General features: G+C 33.8%; 14 protein-coding genes and 3 tRNA genes. 6 read left to right on the top strand and 11 right to left on the bottom strand.

The window, feature by feature from the left end; all coding sequences use genetic code 11:
• Positions 1-49: 49 nt before the first annotated feature.
• Both N4A35_11550 and N4A35_11545 read right to left on the bottom strand, forming a co-directional pair.
• The gene (locus N4A35_11550) at positions 50-3,226 is read right to left on the bottom strand and encodes a PKD domain-containing protein (GenBank protein MCT4582044.1); all 3,177 of its coding nucleotides are present in this window, start codon (positions 3,224-3,226) and stop codon (positions 50-52) included.
• Between the two features lie 285 nt (positions 3,227-3,511).
• A complete protein-coding gene (locus N4A35_11545; GenBank protein MCT4582043.1) occupies positions 3,512-7,612 on the bottom strand; it encodes a PKD domain-containing protein in 4,101 nt (1,366 codons plus the stop codon).
• A gap of 308 nt (positions 7,613-7,920) precedes the next feature.
• Between N4A35_11545 and N4A35_11540 the strand changes: the two genes are divergently transcribed.
• The 3 genes from N4A35_11540 (at position 7,921) to N4A35_11530 (ending at position 8,216) form a co-directional block, all read left to right on the top strand.
• A tRNA-Lys gene (locus N4A35_11540) sits at positions 7,921-7,993 on the top strand.
• 48 nt (positions 7,994-8,041) lie between these two features.
• Positions 8,042-8,125 (top strand) — tRNA-Leu (locus tag N4A35_11535).
• A gap of 18 nt (positions 8,126-8,143) precedes the next feature.
• Positions 8,144-8,216 (top strand) — tRNA-Lys (locus N4A35_11530).
• A gap of 60 nt (positions 8,217-8,276) precedes the next feature.
• On the opposite strand, the gene N4A35_11525 is transcribed toward N4A35_11530, so the two are convergent.
• The 4 genes from N4A35_11525 to N4A35_11510 are packed head-to-tail and all read right to left on the bottom strand — an operon-like array spanning position 8,277 to position 11,326.
• Positions 8,277-9,515, bottom strand: coding sequence for a spore maturation protein (locus N4A35_11525; GenBank protein ID MCT4582042.1), 1,239 nt, complete (start codon positions 9,513-9,515; stop codon positions 8,277-8,279).
• A gap of 2 nt (positions 9,516-9,517) precedes the next feature.
• Positions 9,518-10,081 carry a gamma-glutamyl-gamma-aminobutyrate hydrolase family protein gene (locus N4A35_11520; protein ID MCT4582041.1) on the bottom strand — a complete coding sequence of 188 codons (564 nt, stop codon included), beginning with the start codon at positions 10,079-10,081 and terminating at the stop codon, positions 9,518-9,520.
• Positions 10,082-10,110: 29 nt separating this feature from the next.
• Complete coding sequence (gene ribH, locus N4A35_11515) at positions 10,111-10,605, bottom strand: 6,7-dimethyl-8-ribityllumazine synthase (protein MCT4582040.1); 495 nt, start codon at positions 10,603-10,605, stop codon at positions 10,111-10,113.
• Positions 10,606-10,612: 7 nt separating this feature from the next.
• Positions 10,613-11,326: a tetratricopeptide repeat protein gene (locus N4A35_11510; GenBank protein MCT4582039.1), complete on the bottom strand. Its 714-nt coding sequence runs from the start codon at positions 11,324-11,326 to the stop codon at positions 10,613-10,615.
• 140 nt (positions 11,327-11,466) lie between these two features.
• Between N4A35_11510 and recF the strand changes: the two genes are divergently transcribed.
• From recF to N4A35_11495, 3 genes are all read left to right on the top strand, one after another.
• Positions 11,467-12,573, top strand: coding sequence for a DNA replication and repair protein RecF (gene recF / locus N4A35_11505; GenBank protein MCT4582038.1), 1,107 nt, complete (start codon positions 11,467-11,469; stop codon positions 12,571-12,573).
• Positions 12,574-12,590: 17 nt separating this feature from the next.
• Complete coding sequence (locus tag N4A35_11500) at positions 12,591-12,911, top strand: DUF721 domain-containing protein (protein MCT4582037.1); 321 nt, start codon at positions 12,591-12,593, stop codon at positions 12,909-12,911.
• A 142-nt stretch (positions 12,912-13,053) separates the two neighbouring features.
• The gene (locus N4A35_11495) at positions 13,054-13,794 is read left to right on the top strand and encodes an HNH endonuclease (GenBank protein MCT4582036.1); all 741 of its coding nucleotides are present in this window, start codon (positions 13,054-13,056) and stop codon (positions 13,792-13,794) included.
• A 116-nt stretch (positions 13,795-13,910) separates the two neighbouring features.
• Here the strand turns inward: N4A35_11495 and N4A35_11490 are convergent, their stop codons facing one another.
• The 5 genes from N4A35_11490 to N4A35_11470 form a co-directional block, all read right to left on the bottom strand.
• Positions 13,911-15,377 (bottom strand): TolC family protein, encoded by a 1,467-nt coding sequence (locus N4A35_11490; GenBank protein ID MCT4582035.1) that lies wholly within the window; start codon positions 15,375-15,377, stop codon positions 13,911-13,913.
• Positions 15,370-16,665, bottom strand: coding sequence for an ABC transporter permease (locus tag N4A35_11485; protein ID MCT4582034.1), 1,296 nt, complete (start codon positions 16,663-16,665; stop codon positions 15,370-15,372). Before N4A35_11485 ends, N4A35_11490 begins: the two co-directional genes overlap by 8 nt.
• 7 nt (positions 16,666-16,672) lie before the next feature.
• Entirely contained in the window at positions 16,673-17,917 is a 1,245-nt protein-coding gene (locus tag N4A35_11480; protein ID MCT4582033.1) for an HlyD family efflux transporter periplasmic adaptor subunit, read from the bottom strand.
• Positions 17,914-18,579 carry an ABC transporter ATP-binding protein gene (locus N4A35_11475; protein ID MCT4582032.1) on the bottom strand — a complete coding sequence of 222 codons (666 nt, stop codon included), beginning with the start codon at positions 18,577-18,579 and terminating at the stop codon, positions 17,914-17,916. Before N4A35_11475 ends, N4A35_11480 begins: the two co-directional genes overlap by 4 nt.
• Positions 18,580-18,680: 101 nt before the next feature.
• Positions 18,681-19,154 (bottom strand): serine/threonine-protein phosphatase (locus tag N4A35_11470; protein ID MCT4582031.1); only part of this gene is annotated, 474 nt, incomplete at its 5' end.

The raw sequence follows: 19,154 nt of genomic DNA, 5'->3' as shown, positions 1-19,154 counted from the left end.
GAGGCTTAATGATAGCAACCTCCTTTTTTTTAACCTTTTATTAACTTTTTTACTTAATCAATGTTACATGGCCATAATATTCATACATTTTTCCTGTATATCGATCTTTAGTCACAATCTTCCAAACATAGACATCTTCTTTTACCACTTTTCCTAAATACTTTCCATCCCAAGGCATATTCATTTCTTTTGAAGAAAAAATAAGATGTCCATCTCGATCAAATATTTGAATAGAATAATCTGCATGTTCCACTCCCTCTCCAAATGGCTGAAAAACATCATTAGTATGGTCTCCATTAGGAGAAAACGCTGTAGGAGCATAAAAATTATAAACGCCATTAACAATAACTTCTAAAAGCGTTGTATCTGTACAACCATTTTCATTGGTGACTACTAACTCTACTGGATACACATTTGGTATTTCAGACGAAAATTGATAACTAGGATTTTCTTGTCTTGAAGTATCTAGTAGTGTTGTATCTCTAAAGAACCATTCAAATTCTACTGCATCGCTGGAAGATTCATTTGTAAATGCTACAGTCGACTCAAAAATATTGGTAGGATTAGGAAACGCTTGAAACTCAGCGATTGGATAATCAAACGCTTCAATAAAGGCTACTTTAGTTGTATCATTGACACATCCATCGGGACTAACTACTGTTAGTTTCACATCATAAATTCCAGGAAATGTATATGTATTAGCAGGATTATTATCTCCTATTACTGTAATTCCATTTCCAAAGCTCCACTCTAATGTACTGACTTCATTGACTGGTGTTAAACTACTAAAGTTGACTGATATTGGATAACATCCATTCCTGTTATCAGCTTCAAAATCAACATTAGGTAATGGGTACCAATAAACAATGACACTATCTAACTCCATTGGTGTTTCGCAATCATCTGTAACTTGTACGTAATAAGTAGTCACAGAATCTGTAGGTGTAACAGCTATATTAGCTCCACTTCCTATCAGTGTACCATTAATAGCATACCAATCGTAAAAATAAACTCCTCCATGTCCTCCACTTGCTGAAGCTTCAATATTAGCGGCATCACCTGGACAAACAGTATCTGTTCCTTCTGTACTCGTAATAATTGGAGGGAACAAGCTGACATTAATTGAAAGTGTATCTGAAGAGCAATTTAACGAATCTAGTACATAAACATCGTAAGTAGTATTAACTAGCGGCATTGCTGTTTCGTTGGCTGATGTACCTGTCACTCCACTCCAATGATAAACGTATGAATTGGTACCATTTCCTCCTGTTGCGTCTCCGTTTAAATATACTGTACCTCCCTCACATATTGTCGTATCATTGGCTAGAGACAATGATACGACAGTTGGTTCTGTAACGCTTACAATGGTATCAACTTGAAAGCCTGTTGTATCTGTAATTCTTACCGTATAGTTACCTGCTAAAAGGTTATTAAACACAATTGAATCCATCACATTAGGAACTGTTGAAATTACATTACTTAAGTTATTTAGCAACTCAATTGTCCAAGGAGGTCCATCATTTCCAAAAGCACCAATGGTCAATGCTCCATTGCTCCCCCCATTGCAAGTAGGACTCTGTATATTTAATATTAATGGTGTTAAACATTCCTCATCAATAACAATTCCAATAGAATCATATTTGACACAACCTTGTGGACTCGATATTTCAACTCCATACTGAAAAGTTCCAGGGACGGACGGACTAAAAATAGGATTAGCAATATTCGAGTTATCTAAATTGACAACAGGAGACCATAAATAGGTGTAATTATTGGGAGTATCTGGAATTACCTCCAATTGTATTTCAGTTCCAAGACATCCTGAACTTGAACTTTGATGAATTGAATAGGTAAAGTTAGGTGCTACATTTATAGTTATCGTATCTCTATTAACACAATTTCCCGATAAATCGCTTACAACTTCATAGGTAGAGGTGGCACCAATATTTACGATCGGAGAAGCACAATTATCACAACTAAAGTTTGTTCCAACACTGATGGGTTCTCCGCTTACCATATACCAATTAAAAACAGAACCATTTACAGCCATTAATTCAACTGAGTCTCCTTCACAAATCGTTAAATCTGGCCCAACATAAGTACCTCCTATGACTTTTATATTATAAACCAATGTTTGTTGACCTGAAACAGGACAGGCGTTATCTCTAACAGTAACAGTAAAGGAATTATTAGAATTAGAACTTCCAGCAGGAGGTGTCCAAGAGACATTCATATTCATCACATTGGTAGCAGGAGCATTGGGGTAGGAATAGGTAACTACCGCTCCATTTAATACCAAATCTATATTTGTTGAAATAAATACAGAATCATTGATATCAGGATCTGAAAAAGTTAAATCAAAAGAAAAAGGGATCCCTTCGCACATCTCCAATGTAGTGGAGTTAATTTGAGTTACACTTCCTACAACATTGGAAATATTTGCATTATTGCAACTAACAATTTGATTAGAACAAGCCGCTATTTCAAACGTAAAGTCCTGTATGATTGTTCCGACTAATACTCCATTTAGGTATTCATCCACTTGAATAACGACCACATAATTCCCTTGTACTGTTGGTACAAAATTAATTAACCCTGAATTGGGGTCAATTGTTATGCCCTGTATTGGTTGGCTACCTGAAAAGCCTCCTTGATATTGTAATGGTGTAGTAGCATTATCCAATGCCGCAACTAGTGAATACACCAACGAATCTCCATCTGTTTCTACAATCCCCAAATTGTAACATACTGGCTGGTTAACACAATAATATGGTATAGGAGGTGCAGTAATCGTAGGTGATGAATTACATGGAGCATCCAAGTTATTTAGGTCTGCATAAAAATAATAATTACTACTACTTCCTACCAAATTTGAGGAGTTATCTCTACAGCAATTATCATACTCAAACCTCCAATTATTGCATTGTGCTGGCAGTGTAATTACCCCCGACCACTGATGCATAAATATTCCTGGTAAACCACCGCCATTGCACTCAGACTGCCCTATACTTGATGGACATAGTTGAGAGATTTCTTGTTGGTAAACGGTGTTATTTAACAACATTGTAAAATTATGTCCACAACTACTGTTTACGTTAATAGCCGTCCCTAGAAGGGGTTCAAAGGCATCTCCACAATCCTCATATAACGTTAAAGTGACACTAAATTGATTGTTTCCTAAACATTGGTAAGTTAAGTTACCTCCAGGGACATGTGAGGCCAACATATTTAGTATGCTTAATAAGCATATACCTAAAAGAAATAATCTAAAAAAATAAACTTTAGTAAGACAAGGGGTAATCAGTGTTTTATACATGATAGATTTTGTATTATAATTAAAAATCCATAGCACTACGACACAACACCCAATCAGTATTTAGACGGAATATTTTACTACTGGTTGCCAATTCAACCAATCCAATATTTTTTTTATCAATTTCAAAAAAAACAACCCTTATACCAACAAATGATATAAGGGTTGAAATAGTTATATATTTAACTGTAATTAACTTTATTTAATGAGAGCTACATAACCAAAGTATTCATGTTCTTCTCCTGTAAACCTATCTTTAGTATTAATTCTCCAGATATAAACATCCTCTTTGACAACTTCACCTAAGTGCTTTCCATCCCAGGGAACGTTCATATCTGCTTCAGAAAAAATAATGTGTCCATCTCTATCAAATATCTGAATAGTATAATCTGCTTGCTCTACTCCCTCTCCTAGTGGTTGAAAAAGATCATTAATTTGATCTCCGTTTGGCGAGAATGCTGTAGGAACATAAAAGCTATAAACTCCATTAACAATGATTTCTAATACTGTCGAATCTGTACATCCATTTTCATTCGTCACGACTAACTCAACAGGATATACATTTGGTACTTGTGTTGAAAATTGATAACTAGGATTTTCTTGCATTGAGGTATCTAGCAATGTTGTATCTCTAAAGAACCATTCAAACATTACAGCATCACTCGATGATTCATTGGTAAACTCTACTGTCGATTCAAAAATATTAGCAGGATTAGGGAAAGCACTAAACTGAGCTTCAGGATAATCAAATGTTTCAATAAAGGCAACTTTTGTAGTATCATTAACACATCCGTCAGGGCTAACTACTGTTAGGTTTACATCAAAAACTCCAGGAAGTGTATATACATGAACAGGATTGGTATTATTAGCAGCTGTTGCTCCATCTCCAAAGCTCCATTCAAGTGTACTTACTTCATTAGTTGGAGTCAAATTATCAAAGTTAACTAATATTGGGTAACATCCATTATATTTATCAGCGTCAAAATCAACATTAGGTAGTGGGTACCAATAAACAATGACACTATCTAACTCCATTGGTGTTTCACAATCATCTGTAACTTGTACGTAATAAGTGGTCACAGAATCTGTTGGTGTAACATCTATATTATCTCCACTTCCAATCAGTGTTCCATTAACATCATACCAATCGTAAAAATAAACTCCTCCATGTCCTCCGTTTGCTGAAGCTTCAATATTAGCGACATCACCTGGACAAACCGTATCTGTTCCTTCTGTATTCGTAATAATTGGAGGGAACAAACTAACATTGATAGAAAGTGTATCTGAAGAGCAACTTAACGAATCTAGTACATAAACATCATAAGTGGTATTAACAAGCGGCATAGCTGTCTCATTAGCAGTTGTTCCCGTTACTCCTCCATTCCAATGATAAACATAGGAATTGGTTCCATTTCCTCCAGTCACAGCACCATATAAATTAACAGTACCTCCTTCACAAATAATCGTATCATTAGCTACAGACAATGTAACAGGTGTTGGTTCTTCAACTCTTACAATGGTATCGGCTTGCAGTCCAACGGTATCGGTTACTCTTACGATATAATCTCCAGCTGTAATGTTATTAAATACAGTTGTATTCATTACATTAGGAACTGCTGAAATAACGTTACCAAGGTTATCTAATAACTCAATGGTCCAAGGAGGTCCATCATTACCAAAAGCTCCTACTGTGATTGTTCCATCATTATAGCCATTACAAGTTGGTACTTCTACTGATGGTAAAGGCAATAAACATTCGAAATCCACATGAAACTCAGCAGTATCTGAACAGCCTCCCGCAATATTAGTTACGATTAATTGATAATCTGTAGCTGTTGTTGGAAGATCATAAAATCTCAATGGAGTATTGTATTGATTAATGTTTTGTGGCGTTCCATTTACCGACCAATCAAATGTAAATGCTGAAGGGTCTGGGGTAGTTGGGCAATATGAAAACTTAGTCAATGGTCTTCTGGTGCTTGTTGTTGGGTTACCAGTATATGGACAAGCTGCAGTACCATCACTTCTATAATAAATACAAGAGTTAAATGATGTTGTTTGATAAGGACTTGTTGCATTTTGTGTATAAGATGTTGCTAAGTTATTGTAACAAACTTCTATCACTAAATTCGAAATTCCATCCCATTCATAAGCGGTAGAAAAAGCTAAATCATTCCAACCAGTCGAAATCGTTATATTTTGAGGCCCAAACACTTGCGTCAATCCGGTTTCCCATGTCGTTAAAGATGTTGTTCCTACACAGCCCATTCTAACAGAATAACTATTATAATTAGAGGTACTATTATTCATATCATCAACAAGAAAACTAATTCTATTAATTTTCCCTCCTGTAAAGCCCATAGCTTGTAACTCTGCTGCTGTATATAAAAACTGGTGTTTTGAATTTCTATAATAATTACCAAAAGGAGCAGGCCAACCTGTTGAAGTATTTTGCCCAGTTGCTGTGCCTAATGTTTGTATTGAACCTCCTGAACAATTGGCGTTTGCACTTGGTCCACACATAGCAGGAATTCCCCCTCCTAAATCAATTTCAAAAACAGCTGAATCTGTACATCCTAGAACTGGCATATTTAAAGTTGAAGCTGATAGGTCTGGAGCATATTCTGACACAACATTAACTTCTACAGTATCATATTTTATACATCCAAGAGGGCTAGCAACTTCTACGGCATATTGAAAAGTACCAGGAGTAGATGGGGTTAAAAGTGGATTGGCGATATTCGGATTATCGAGGTCAGTATCAGGAGACCATACATAAGTATAATTATTAGGAACATCTGGAATAACTTCCAACTGTATTTCAGCTCCTAAACAACTTGAATTTGAACTTTGGTTAATCGAATAAGTAAAATTTGGAGCTACATTGACTGTTATTGTATCTCTATTGACACAATTCCCAGATAAGTCACTAACAACTTCATAAGTAGAAGTAATACTAGGATTAACTAAAGTTGAGGCACAGTTATCACAACTAAAGTTCGTTCCAACATTAATTGGTTCTCCACTGATACCATACCAATTAAAAACAGAACCATTGGATGCTGTTATTCCAATAGTATCTCCTTGACAAATTGTTAAATCTTGGCCGGCATAAGTACTACCAATAACATCAATATTATAAACCAATGTTTGCTGTCCAGAAACCGGGCAAGCATTATCTCTCACCGTAACAGTAAATGAATTATTCGAGTTTGAACTTCCAGGTGGCGGTGTCCATGATACGTTCATACTCATAACACTTGCATTGGGAGAGTTAGGGTATGAATAATTTACAATTGCTCCTGGCAATACCAAATTAATATTACTAACAATATACAGCGAATCATTAATATCTGGATCTGTAAAAGTTAAATCAAAAGAAAAAGGAACACCTTCACACATTTCCAAAGTAGTTGGATCGGTTTGCGTCACACTCCCTACTACATTTGAGATACTAGAATTATTACAACTAATGATTTGATTAGAGCAGTTAGCGATTTCAAAGGTAAAGTCCTGTATAATTGTTCCAACTAATACACCATTCAAATACTCATCCACTTGAATAACAACAACGTAGTTTCCTTGTGCTGTAGGCACAAAATTAATCAACCCCGTATTGGGATCAATTGTAATTCCTTGAATAGGTTGAGCTCCTGAAAATCCTCCTTGGTATTGAACAGGAGTGGTTGCATTATCCAATGCTTCTACTAAAGAATAGACTAATGAGTCTCCATCCACCTCTACAATACCCAAATTATAACATACTGGTTGGTTAACACAATAGTATGGAATTGGAGGTGCTGTAATTGTTGGTGAAGAATTACAGGGTGAATCTAAATTATTTAAATCGGCATAAAAATAATAGTCACTACTACTTCCTACCAAATTTGAAGAACTATTTCGGCAGCAATCATCAAACTCAAACCTCCAATTGTCACATTGTGCTGGTAGTGTTATGATACCAGACCATTGGTGCATATATATCCCAGGTAAGTTTCCTCCATTACACTCAGATTGTCCCATACTTGATGGGCATAATTGAGATATTTCTTGTTGGTATACAGTATTGGTTAACGTCATTGTTAAATTGTGTCCACAATCACTTGTAACGTCAATCGTTTCATCTGAAGATGAGGCAAAGGCTGTACCACAATCTTCATACAAAGTCAAAGTAACTCTAAACTGATTATTACCTAAACATTCATAAGTTAGGTTTCCTCCAGGAACGTGTGAAGCAAATAGAGATTGATTCATTAATAAAATTATCCCTATAATATATAGTTTAAATAAGTGTTTCATTTTGGGAGAATAAGTGTTTTATTTTTGGGAGTTAGTGTGTTAATTGTCTCAAATATAATAATATGCGTGTTTTAATTCTAATAATATGTTTATTTTTATTAACATATTTATAAAACGTTCATAACACACAGTTAACTTTCAGACGAAGTATCCTATTTTCGGTTGCTTTATTTCTTTACTTTTTTTTTCAAACATCAAAAGACTAATATTCAACCACTTATAAAAAAGAATATAAAAAAAATAAAAATAGCATTGTCAAGTTTAAAAAAGTCTTTATATTTGCAACCGCAATCACAAATTGATAGCAAGATTCAGTAGCTCAGCTGGTAGAGCACATCCCTTTTAAGGATGGGGTCCTGGGTTCGAACCCCAGCTGAATCACATAAGCTTCACTGAAAAAATGTGAAGTTTTTTTTTGTTTACCAAGACGCCCAAATGCTGGAATTGGTAGACAGGCATGATTGAGGGTCATGTGTCCTTATGGACGTGAGGGTTCGACTCCCTCTTTGGGCACTCAAATAGGAAAATATTGATTCAGTAGCTCAGCTGGTAGAGCACATCCCTTTTAAGGATGGGGTCCTGGGTTCGAACCCCAGCTGAATCACTAATAAAAAAGCAACATTGTTTCCAATGTTGCTTTTTTATTTTAGAAAACTTTTACAGTTTAATTTCCAAAGAAAAGGTAACCGATATAGATGGCTGCTATAATCCCAGCAAAATCAGCTAATAAACCAGCTTTAATAGCATACCTGGTATTTTTAATATTAACTGAACCAAAGTAAACCGCAACAATATAAAAAGTAGTATCAGTAGCCCCTTGGAATGTAGAGCTTAATTTCCCTACAAAACTATCCACTCCATAAGCAGGGTTATTAAACACTTCTAGCATCATCCCTCTTGCTCCAGATCCGCTTAACGGTTTCATATAAGCGGTTGGTAAAGCATCAACAAACCTTACATCTTCTATTAAAAGAGCAAACAACCACTTTACACCATCATTAAAAAGATCCATAGCTCCTGAAGCTCTAAACACTCCTATTGACACTAAAATTGCTACCAAAAAAGGAATTATCTTTATCGCAATTCCAAAACCTTCTTTAGCCCCTTCAATAAACGCATCATAGACATTTACTTTCTTTTGTAATGCCATCAATATAAAACTGATAATAATAACGAAGAGTACAATACTGCTGATTAATGATGATTGGACTTTTAACTGTTCAGGAGATAACCCTGAAAAATACCAAATCATCCCTACTACAAAAGCAGTCATCCCCCCTAGGTAGGCCAAAATAACCTTATCCAATAAATTGATTTTTTGATAAATCGCTACAGTAATTAAACCTACTAGAGAAGCAAAAAATGTTGCTATTAGAATTGGAATAAAAACATCAGCGGGATTTTCTGCTCCAAATTGAGCTCTGTAATTCATTACAGTTATTGGAATCAACGTTAAACCTGATGTATTCAACACCAAAAACATTATTTGAGCATTAGAAGCTGTTTCTTTTTGAGGGTTTAGTTTTTGCAACTCTGTCATGGCTTTTAACCCCATTGGAGTTGCAGCATTATCTAACCCTAACATATTGGCCGAAAAATTCATCAACATTGCTCCACGAGCTGGATGATCTTGAGGAACTTCAGGAAATAAGCGATTAAAAAAGGGACCTACTAGTTTACTTAAAAGCTGAACAGCCCCACCTTTTTCTCCAATACTCATGATCCCTAACCAAAGGCACAATACACCTGTTAAGCCAATTGATATTTCGAAGGATGTTTCTGCAAGATCGAACGTACTGTTCATTATTGTTGAAAAGATCTCTACATCTCCCTTTATTGTCTTATAAACTGCAACAATAAATGCAATGATAAAGAACGAAATCCAAATATAATTGAGTACCATTTTTAATTTCTGGTCAATTTACAAAAATTATTCAATAATTGAATCCCTTGTTTTCCACTTACTTCAGGGTGAAATTGAACGCCAAAAATAGGCAACATTTTATGTTGCATAGCTTCATTTTGGCAATTTTCAGATTTTGCTAAAAGATTAAATTTTTCGGGAACTCCAACAGCTTCAGTATGATCTTCTGCCATTACCATTGGTTGTTCAATAAAATTGAACAATCCAGACGAATTTACTATTTCAATCTCTGTCTCCACTCTAACTTCTTGTTGAGTATTAACCTTAGCTCCAAATACAGCTCCAATTATTTGATGACCAAAACAAATTCCCAAAACAGGGTTATGATATGCTTTTAAGAAACTAAAGTCATCTAAAAATGGGTTTTCATCAGCAATCAATATCGGGGAACCACTAATAATAATTCCCAAATAGGTCTCTACCTCTATATCATTTAATAATGTAAATGGGATCGTTTCAAAATTGTAATTTAACTCTGTTAAGCAGTTTTCTATTGCTTTTACTTTATCACTCCCACAGTCTACTATTAGAATAGCTTTTTTCATTAGAATACCGAACTAAAAAATCAACAATATTACTTGATTAACTGCTTTTTAGCATCAATCATTTTAATACATGCTATGGCGCAATCAATTCCTTTGTTTCCATATTTACCACCAGAACGATCAATAGCTTGTTGCATTGTATTATCTGTTAACAACCCAAATATAACTGGTCGATCGTATTTTAAACTCACGTCCATTATACCTTGAGTAGTTCCATGACAAACGAAATCAAAATGCTTAGTTTCTCCTTGTACGACACTTCCTAAGCAAACCACGCCATCTACATCTTTAGCTTCAAATAGGTGCTGAGCCCCTAAAGGTAACTCAAATGAACCAGGAACAAATTGTACGATTATATTTTCTTCCTTAGCTCCATTTTCTTTTAATGCTGCTAATGCTCCCGCCAATAACCCGTTAGTTATCTTTTCGTTCCATTCCGAAACAACAATCCCGAATCGCATGTTTGCTGCATTCGGGATTGAATTTATATCGTAATGTGATAAATTCTTTATTGCTGTTGCCATCTAATTATTACTTTGTAATCGAATAAATTGACTTTCCTTGTTTGACCATTGCCAAATACTTCTCGGCATTATTTTTTTCCTTTGCAAATGGATAATCTGCGATTAGTTTTTCGTAGATTTCAGCTGCATCTGTATAATTGTTTAACAATTCCATACACTGAGCTGCTTTCATCATATACATTGGTGTTGTTAAAATGTTTTCTCTATTTTTATAAGCTTTAGTATAAAAATCTAATGCACTCGATAAATCATCTAACTCTAAATAAGCATCTCCTATCATTCCTAAAGCTTCAGTTCCCAGAACATCATCTTTAAAATTAACATCTTTCAATACTTTAATCGCTTCTTGATACTGTCCATTATTTAAGTAAGCAATACCTAAATCATATTTCGCAATCTCACCTCCTGCATAACTCGACTTCGCTAAAGCTTCTAATCCTTTAGCTCCGTTGGCATCTCCATTAATTGCTGTTGCATAATCTTCTTTATCTAAAAGGTAATGCTCAGCCATATACATTGCTTCTACAGATTTAACATCTTTAGGAGCTACAACAAATTTATTGTAAGCGAAATACCCTCCAATTAGAACAGCAATACCAGCTATTGCGATTAACACAAACTTACCAGGTCCTTTTAAAAAGTCTTGACCTTGAGTAATAATATCTCCGTCAATTCCACTCGTCGCTTCAATTTCTTCAAATTCTATTTCTTGTTCTGACATTGTTCTTTTTTAATTTCAAAACGCAAAAATAATCTTTTTATGAAAAGAGCAATCCTATTCTCTATTTTTTTTATAAACATCGCTAAAAAATCATGCTATTCTAGTTACGTTCTTTTATTTTAAATCCTTATTTTCGTGGAATGTTTTTAACCCACCTTTCTCTTATCAATTTTAAAAATAGCACTGAGGCTTCTATAGAATTAAATGCTTCTGTGAATTGTTTTTTGGGTAATAATGGAGAAGGAAAGACGAATCTGTTGGATGCGATTTATTATCTCTCCTATACGAAAAGTTATTTTAATGCCATAGATAGCCACAACATAAAATTTGGTGAACCTTTTTTTGTAATACAAGGTGAATATCATGTAAATGATGAGCCTGCTAACATCTATTGTGGAGTAAAAAAAGGAGTAAAAAAGCAATTTAAGTTTAATAAAAAGAATTATACTAAACTGGCCGAACATATTGGAAAGTTTCCATTGGTTATGATCACGCCATACGATAGTAACTTAATACTTGAGGGGAGTGAGACTAGGCGAAAGTTTTTAGACAGTTTAATTTCTCAATTCAATAAACCCTACTTAGAGTATTTAATCGCTTATAATAAATTGTTAGCCCAACGTAATGCGACTTTAAAACAGATGGCTGAACAGCAACAGTTTAACCAAGACCTCATTGATGTTATTGATATGCAATTGGTTGAAAAAGGGAATAAAATTCATGCGGATAGAACGCAATTTTTAACGGAATTCATCCCTGTCTTTAACCGTTACTACGCTGATATTTCGAAAGGTAATGAAGAGGTCAACTTAATCTACAATTCTGCTTTAAACAACGACCGTTTTGAAGACATTCTAAAATTAAACATCAATAAAGATAGAGCACTGACTTATACTTCTAAAGGAATTCACAAGGATGATTTAGATTTTAGAATAATGGGAGATTATGCGTTGAAGAAGTTTGCTTCTCAAGGTCAACAAAAGTCCTTTTTAATCGCTTTAAAACTAGCACAATTTGAATACATCAAAGAAAAGAAAGGCTTCTCTCCTATTTTATTGCTGGATGATATCTTTGATAAATTGGATGAAAATAGAGTGAATTATATCTTACAAATGATTGCGAACCAACAGCTAGGACAGACCTTTATTACTGATACTAGCTTAACGAAAACTCCTGAGATATTAGAAAATTTAAATGTTGACCACCACGTATTTAAAGTAACCAACGGTACTGTTGAAAAAATTTAATCCTGTATTCATAACTTATGGCTTATTATAAAAATCGTAAACCCAACAACAGAAACTCTGAAGAAGAGCGTATTGATGATGTTGTTAACAAACTCCTAAAGGCTTACGGTTTGACTAAAAACTATGATGAATACGAAGCCGTAAATTCTTTTAAAAAGATAATGGGAGCTCCTATTGTTAAGTATACACAAGAGATTCGTTTAAAAAATAAAAGAATGTATATCAAATTGACCTCATCTGTCATTAGAGAGGAACTTTCTATGGGTAAATCTAAAATCATTAAAATGATTAATGAAGACTTGGGGAAAGTGGTTGTACTGGATATTGTTTTTGTATAGAGTAATAGTTTATCAGTCGATAATTACCATAATAAACTATCTAAGTTTTTTTTGCTGTAAATAACCACATTAAAAAGATTGTTCCTTGTTTTTTAATAAATTACGTTTGTAAGGTATTTTTTATGTTATAAAGAAAAAAACTATGAAAAACCCAAAATGGCAGAAAGATGAAATTATTTTAGCATTAGATTTATATTTTGATTTAGAACCTGGTCAAATTCATTCTAGAAACCCTAAAATCATCGAACTTTCTGAGGTTTTAAATAAATTACCAATTCACGAGAATATTCCAGATAAAAATAAATTTAGAAATTCAAATGGAGTTGGTTTAAAGTTGAGTAATTTCTTGGCGATTGACCCAAATTATGAGGGAAAAGGAATGCAATCATATAGTAAGCTTGACAAATCAGTTTTTGATGAATATCATAATAACCAAGCTGAATTAAAGAAGACTGCAAATCAGATAAAAGAAACTATTAAGAACTCTAGCTTAAATATTAAACTGTATAAAATTGATGAAGATCTTAATGAAGAAATAAAAGTTCAAGAAGGAAAAGTCATTTATAAATTACATAAACACATAGAAAGAGATTATAAAATTAATAAAAAAAAGAAGCACAAATATTTCAAAGAAAACGGAAAACTTGATTGTGAAGTTTGTGGATTTGATTTTTATAAAACTTATGGAGAGTTAGGAAAAGGTTATATTGAATGTCATCATAGAATTCCTTTATCAGAACTACAAGGAGAATCCACTACCTCTCTTAAAGATTTAGCATTGGTTTGCTCTAATTGTCACAGAATGCTACATCGAGAAATAAACACACTAACAATAAATGAATTAAAGAAAAGAATAAATAACAGTAGTTACCAACGTGTATAATTAATTGCCGTTAAATTGCCGAGAGGAAATTCAATCTTATTAATAGACCTTTCGGTTACAACTGAAAATAACTGACCTCCTTTCCCTCTAATAATTTTATACAAAACCATCATCTCCTACCCCTTAGGATCAAAGTCATTAGCTTCAATTACTTTTTGATTGACAAAGTCGTAATGTGTGATTTTTCTGATATTATAATAGGAGTTCCAATACATTGCAATGGTTTGATAATAGGCATCTATTGCTTGGTTTCTTTCTTGGAGTGAATTATTAAAGGTCAAAATATCACTTTTACCAATTAAATAACGTTGCTTGGCCACTTCATACCTTTTTTTGGCAACTACCATCGCCTTTTGCGAAATATCTACTTGTTGTGACATGATATTAAACTGAGAGGCAATAATAAAGGTATTTTGCTCGAAGTTTTTTCGATCCTGCTCTACTTGATTTTCTATCAACTCAGAATTGGCTTGTTGCTGTTTAATGTTTGATTTTGAAAGCCCCCAATTATATATCGGAACTCTAACACCTAAACTTACTTGTTCTTGATCCAACGGATTTTGGTAACTTTCATCAAAAGAAGCAGCCGTTTGGGTAATTCCATAAGCTAGAAATAAATCAGCATTAAACGAATTATCTTTCTTTGCTTTATCCAAATCACGCTGACTTTCCATTATTCTTCTTTCATAAGCAATATATTCTGAGCGATGCTCTTTTGCTAATGCTACCGCTTGATTAACGTCTATTTTCCTTAAAGGCAAAACAGTATCTATTTCTAGACGCATTTGAGTGCTATTATCTAGCTTTAAAAACGCTTTAAGAGCTTGTTCGCTCACCTGTACATCCAGCATGGATTGAGCTAGAGATTTTTCAGCATTTAATGAGGTTAACTCTATCTGTAACAATTCATTTTCAGCAATTTTACCTAAACTATATCTTCCTTTCGATATTTGATACAAAGTATCTCCATTTTTCTTGTTTAGCTTAGCAACTTCGTATTGTGCTTTCTTACTTAAAACATCAAAAAATAAACGAGCTGCTTCTCTTGATACATCTTCAGACTCTTCTACACTCAATCGTTTTGCTTCTTCGTATACCAAAGGTTCTATCTTTGATGACCATTTATAGCTATTATGTTTTAACAAAGGTTGTGAAAGCCCTATATACAAAGGGTTGGCACGGTATGAAGTATAGGGAGAGTCTCCTAACCAATCCAAACGCAAAAGGTTGGAAGAAATAAAGACATCTCCTCCTGTCCACCTCAAAGGTTGACTAATCGACACATTGGCTCTAGTATTTACTTGGCTTGTTCGCTCAAATGTAACTGTTCCATCTGGTTGAATAACCTCTGTTAACCCTATATTGAAATTCGGTAAACTTCCATCAAATTCAATTTTTGGTAAAAACGACTTTTTAAAAGAGTTGAACCTCCAATACTTGTTTTCCAGTGAATTCTCTACTCGTTTAATGGCTATTGATTGCCCATGAGCCAACCTAATGATATCTGACAATGTATAAGTATCCTGAGCTATTAAACCATTTACCCCAAATATTACTACTAAAAAAAAATTAATTTTATTCATACCTTAATGATGTAACAGGATTTTGTTCAGCAGCTTTTTTAGCAGGAAGATATCCAAAAATAATACCGACCAATACTGAAATAAAAAATGAAATGAATATGGAAAAATTAGAAATCATGACAGGCATCAAGAGTAAGGTCTCTATCAAATAACTTAATAACACCCCTAATAAAATTCCTGCTATCCCACCACTTAAACTAATAAACAAGGCTTCAAAAACAAATTGTGCTTTAATATCTCTCTTGGTTGCCCCTATAGCCATCCTTAATCCAATTTCTTTGATTCGTTCCATGACGGAAGCCAACATAATATTCATAATTCCTATTCCTCCAACTAATAAAGAAATACTGGCTATGGCTCCCAACAACAAATTAAATAAATCATCGGTTTCTTTTTGTTGCTTCAACAATTGCTCGGGAATAACTAAACTATAATCTGTAGCATTATTATGACGCCTATTCAACAACCGTTCTAGTAACAATACTCCACTTTGTAATTCTTTAGCGTCTGAAAACTGAATAGTTATTTTATCCAATTGATTGGGATTTCTAATTACTTTTGGAGCATCCTCATCCACCCATTCCATGGGATCTACTACTTGAATTGAACTTCTATCTTTATACCTTAATAACATGGTTTGAATGGGGATATAGATTTCCGCATTGTAATCGTTAATTCCCATATCTTGTAAATTATCACTTACTCCCGATAAGTTTTGTAACACTCCTATTACCGTTAAGTTTAAGTTTTTAACTCGTATAACTTTCCCTATTGGTGAAGTATTTGGAAATAACTTTTTACTTATTTTACCACCCAACACACATACTTTTTTGTAAAACAAATTGTGTGATTCACTAAAATAGGCTCCATTTTGAAGCTCTAAAGAAAATAATTGAAAGTAGTCTGCATTTACCCCAACCAATTTTGTTTTTTCTCTTTTTGAAGAGCTATTGGCATAACAATCAAAAGCCACTTGAGGAGTAGCCAGCTTAATTGATGGTACTACCCCCTTAATGTTCTTAAAATCGCTCATTGTTAATCCAGGAGAAAACGTTTTCTTTTCTTCCTCCCCACTCTCTGTTAAATCTGAAGAAAAATTAGCCTTAATAAAAACATTATTAGCTCCAACAATTTTTAGCTGTTCTAATATTTTTTGTTGAGCTCCATTTCCTATTGCCAACATCGCTATTACAGCTGCAACCCCAAAGATAATTCCTAATGTGGTTAAAACAGCTCTTAATTTATTAGCCATTATAGAATCTATTGCTATCAGAACATTACGTTGCATAGAGTAATTATTTGGTTAATCTAGTAATAGATGTATTTTCGGCATCTTTAGGCGGAATCAAATAAATTTCATCCCCAGCTTCTACCCCATTTTCTATAATAATTGATGTTGAATTGGATACTCCTGTTCTAATTTCCTGTTTTTCAACCTTTCCATTAATAGCTTTATATACATAGAGTAAACTGTCTGTAGCATACACGCCCTCAATTGGAATAGACAAAACATCTTCAAATTTTTCAATCATGATTTCATTGGTAGTTGTCATTGCAGGCTTTAATACACTATCCATTTTGGTCAGTCTAACTTTTACCTCAAATACTTTTGCGTCTCCATCTTTTTCTTGCTGACCAATATTAGCGACCTGTATTACTTCTCCTTCAAGTGGGAGATCTGGGAATGCATCAATATTGATTTTTACTTTCTGATTTTTTGACACTTTACTAATGTCTATCTCATTGACATAAGTTTTAGAAATCATTTCCGATAGATCAGGAATACTAGCCACAACTGGATTCCATGTATTAATGGTTGTTCCAGCCTTAACTTTTCCATTCCAATTTTCATAATAAACTAACATCCCATTTTGAGGAGCTTTAATTGTTAAGCCATCCATCACCTCTTGCATTCTCGATATTTTATCTTGAATTAACATGACATCTGATTGTACTTTAAAAACTTTTGCTACTGCTTGTTGTTCTTTAAGAACGATATTACTTTTTGCTTGTTTATAGTTTCGGGCTGTTTTTTCTAATTGTATTTCTATTTTTCGTTGAGTAGCAGGTGGTTCGAATTTTGATTGCTCTAACTCTAGCTGGTTTTGTTCTAATTCTACCTTTAAATTTAACAATGTTTCTCTTTCACTTCGCATCGTTAAACTCGTATCTAATTTTGCGGCTTTTAAATCGGATTCTTTTTGGGATAATTCTGAATATAATTTCCTGATCTCCGTTCCTATTTCAGAAGGATCTAGTGTAGCTACAAAGTCGCCTTCTTTTAAAATAGTTCCCTCGTCAACCATTGTTGACACTTTAATCTGATTAACCCCCATTTTTCTCAAACTAGCTGGAGCATAAATATCTACTGAGTTTTTAGCTTCTAATTCTCCTGTTGTTACTACAGAAACAATAAACTCACCGCTTTGTACTGTTGCTTTAATTGGATCCAATTCTTCTTGTTCTGACTCATTAAATAAAAAGAAATAAGCTATTGCAGCTAAAATTACTCCTCCAATTATAATTCCTGTTTTTTTCATTTTTCAATTATTTCTCCATCCTTCAATACAATTGTTTTCTCAGCATATTCAGCGATATCTAGTTCATGGGTAACTAGTATTATTGTATTTCCAGCTTTATGTAACGTTTTAAAAAACTCCATAACTTCTATTGAAGTTTTAGTATCCAAATTTCCTGTAGGTTCATCCGCCAAGATGATAGATGGCTCATTGATTAAGGCTCTAGCTATTGCAACTCGCTGACGTTGCCCTCCACTCATTTCATTAGGCTTATTGTACATATGTTCAGATAATCCTACTTTTCCTAACATTTTTTTAGCCCGCTCTTCTCGTTCTTTTTTGGATACATCTGCATACAACAATGGTAATGCAACATTTTCTATCGCGTTTAATTTCGGCAATAGATTAAATGTTTGAAAAACAAAACCTATTTCTTTATTTCTATATTTCGATAATGCTTGATCGTCTAATTGATCAACAGATTTTCCCTTAAGTGTATACGATCCAGAAGTAGGAGTATCTAACGCTCCTAAGATATTCATTAGCGTTGATTTTCCAGAACCAGATGTCCCCATTAAAGCCAAATAATCATTTTGATGAACAGTTAAGTTAATATTCTTTAACGCTGTATATTCAATCTTACCTGTTCTATAGGTCTTCTTTATGTTTTTTAATTCTATCAAAAGATGTTTTTTATGACAAACCTAATATTTTAATCAACTAACGTATCATAAATTAAGTTAAACATAATAACTATAAAAACAGAATAAGGTTACAAAAAACACTATTTAATTCTTACTCCAACCATACAAACATCATCAAACTGGTCTAATGCTCCTTTCCAATCTTCAAAAGTCTGACTCATAATTTGCTCTTGCTCCATTATGTTTAACAAACTGATTTCTTCAAACTTTTTACGAATGGGTTGATAGTAAAATTTCTTCCCTTTTGGTCCTCCTTTCTGATCAGGGTAACCGTCACTATGCATATACAACATATCATTGATCGCTACTTGAAAAACTTGTTCTTCTATTGCTATATTGGGCTTATAACCAATATCTGCTTTGGAACCTTTGTATTTCGTTAACTTGGAGTTTCTGACCAGACAAACACTCGTATGTGTTCCCACAAAACGCACCTCTCTTGTCTTTTCATTCAACGAAAACAACCCTAAATCCATACTGTCTCTAACTTGAGCTGTTGGACTCCCTCCTACGCGTAATTTAATGCGTTGATGCAATTCTTCTACAATTTCCTT

This window comes from Flavobacteriales bacterium (assembly GCA_025210295.1).
Lineage (GTDB): Bacteria > Bacteroidota > Bacteroidia > Flavobacteriales_D > Parvicellaceae > S010-51.
This window is presented reverse-complemented; position numbering and strand designations above follow the sequence as displayed.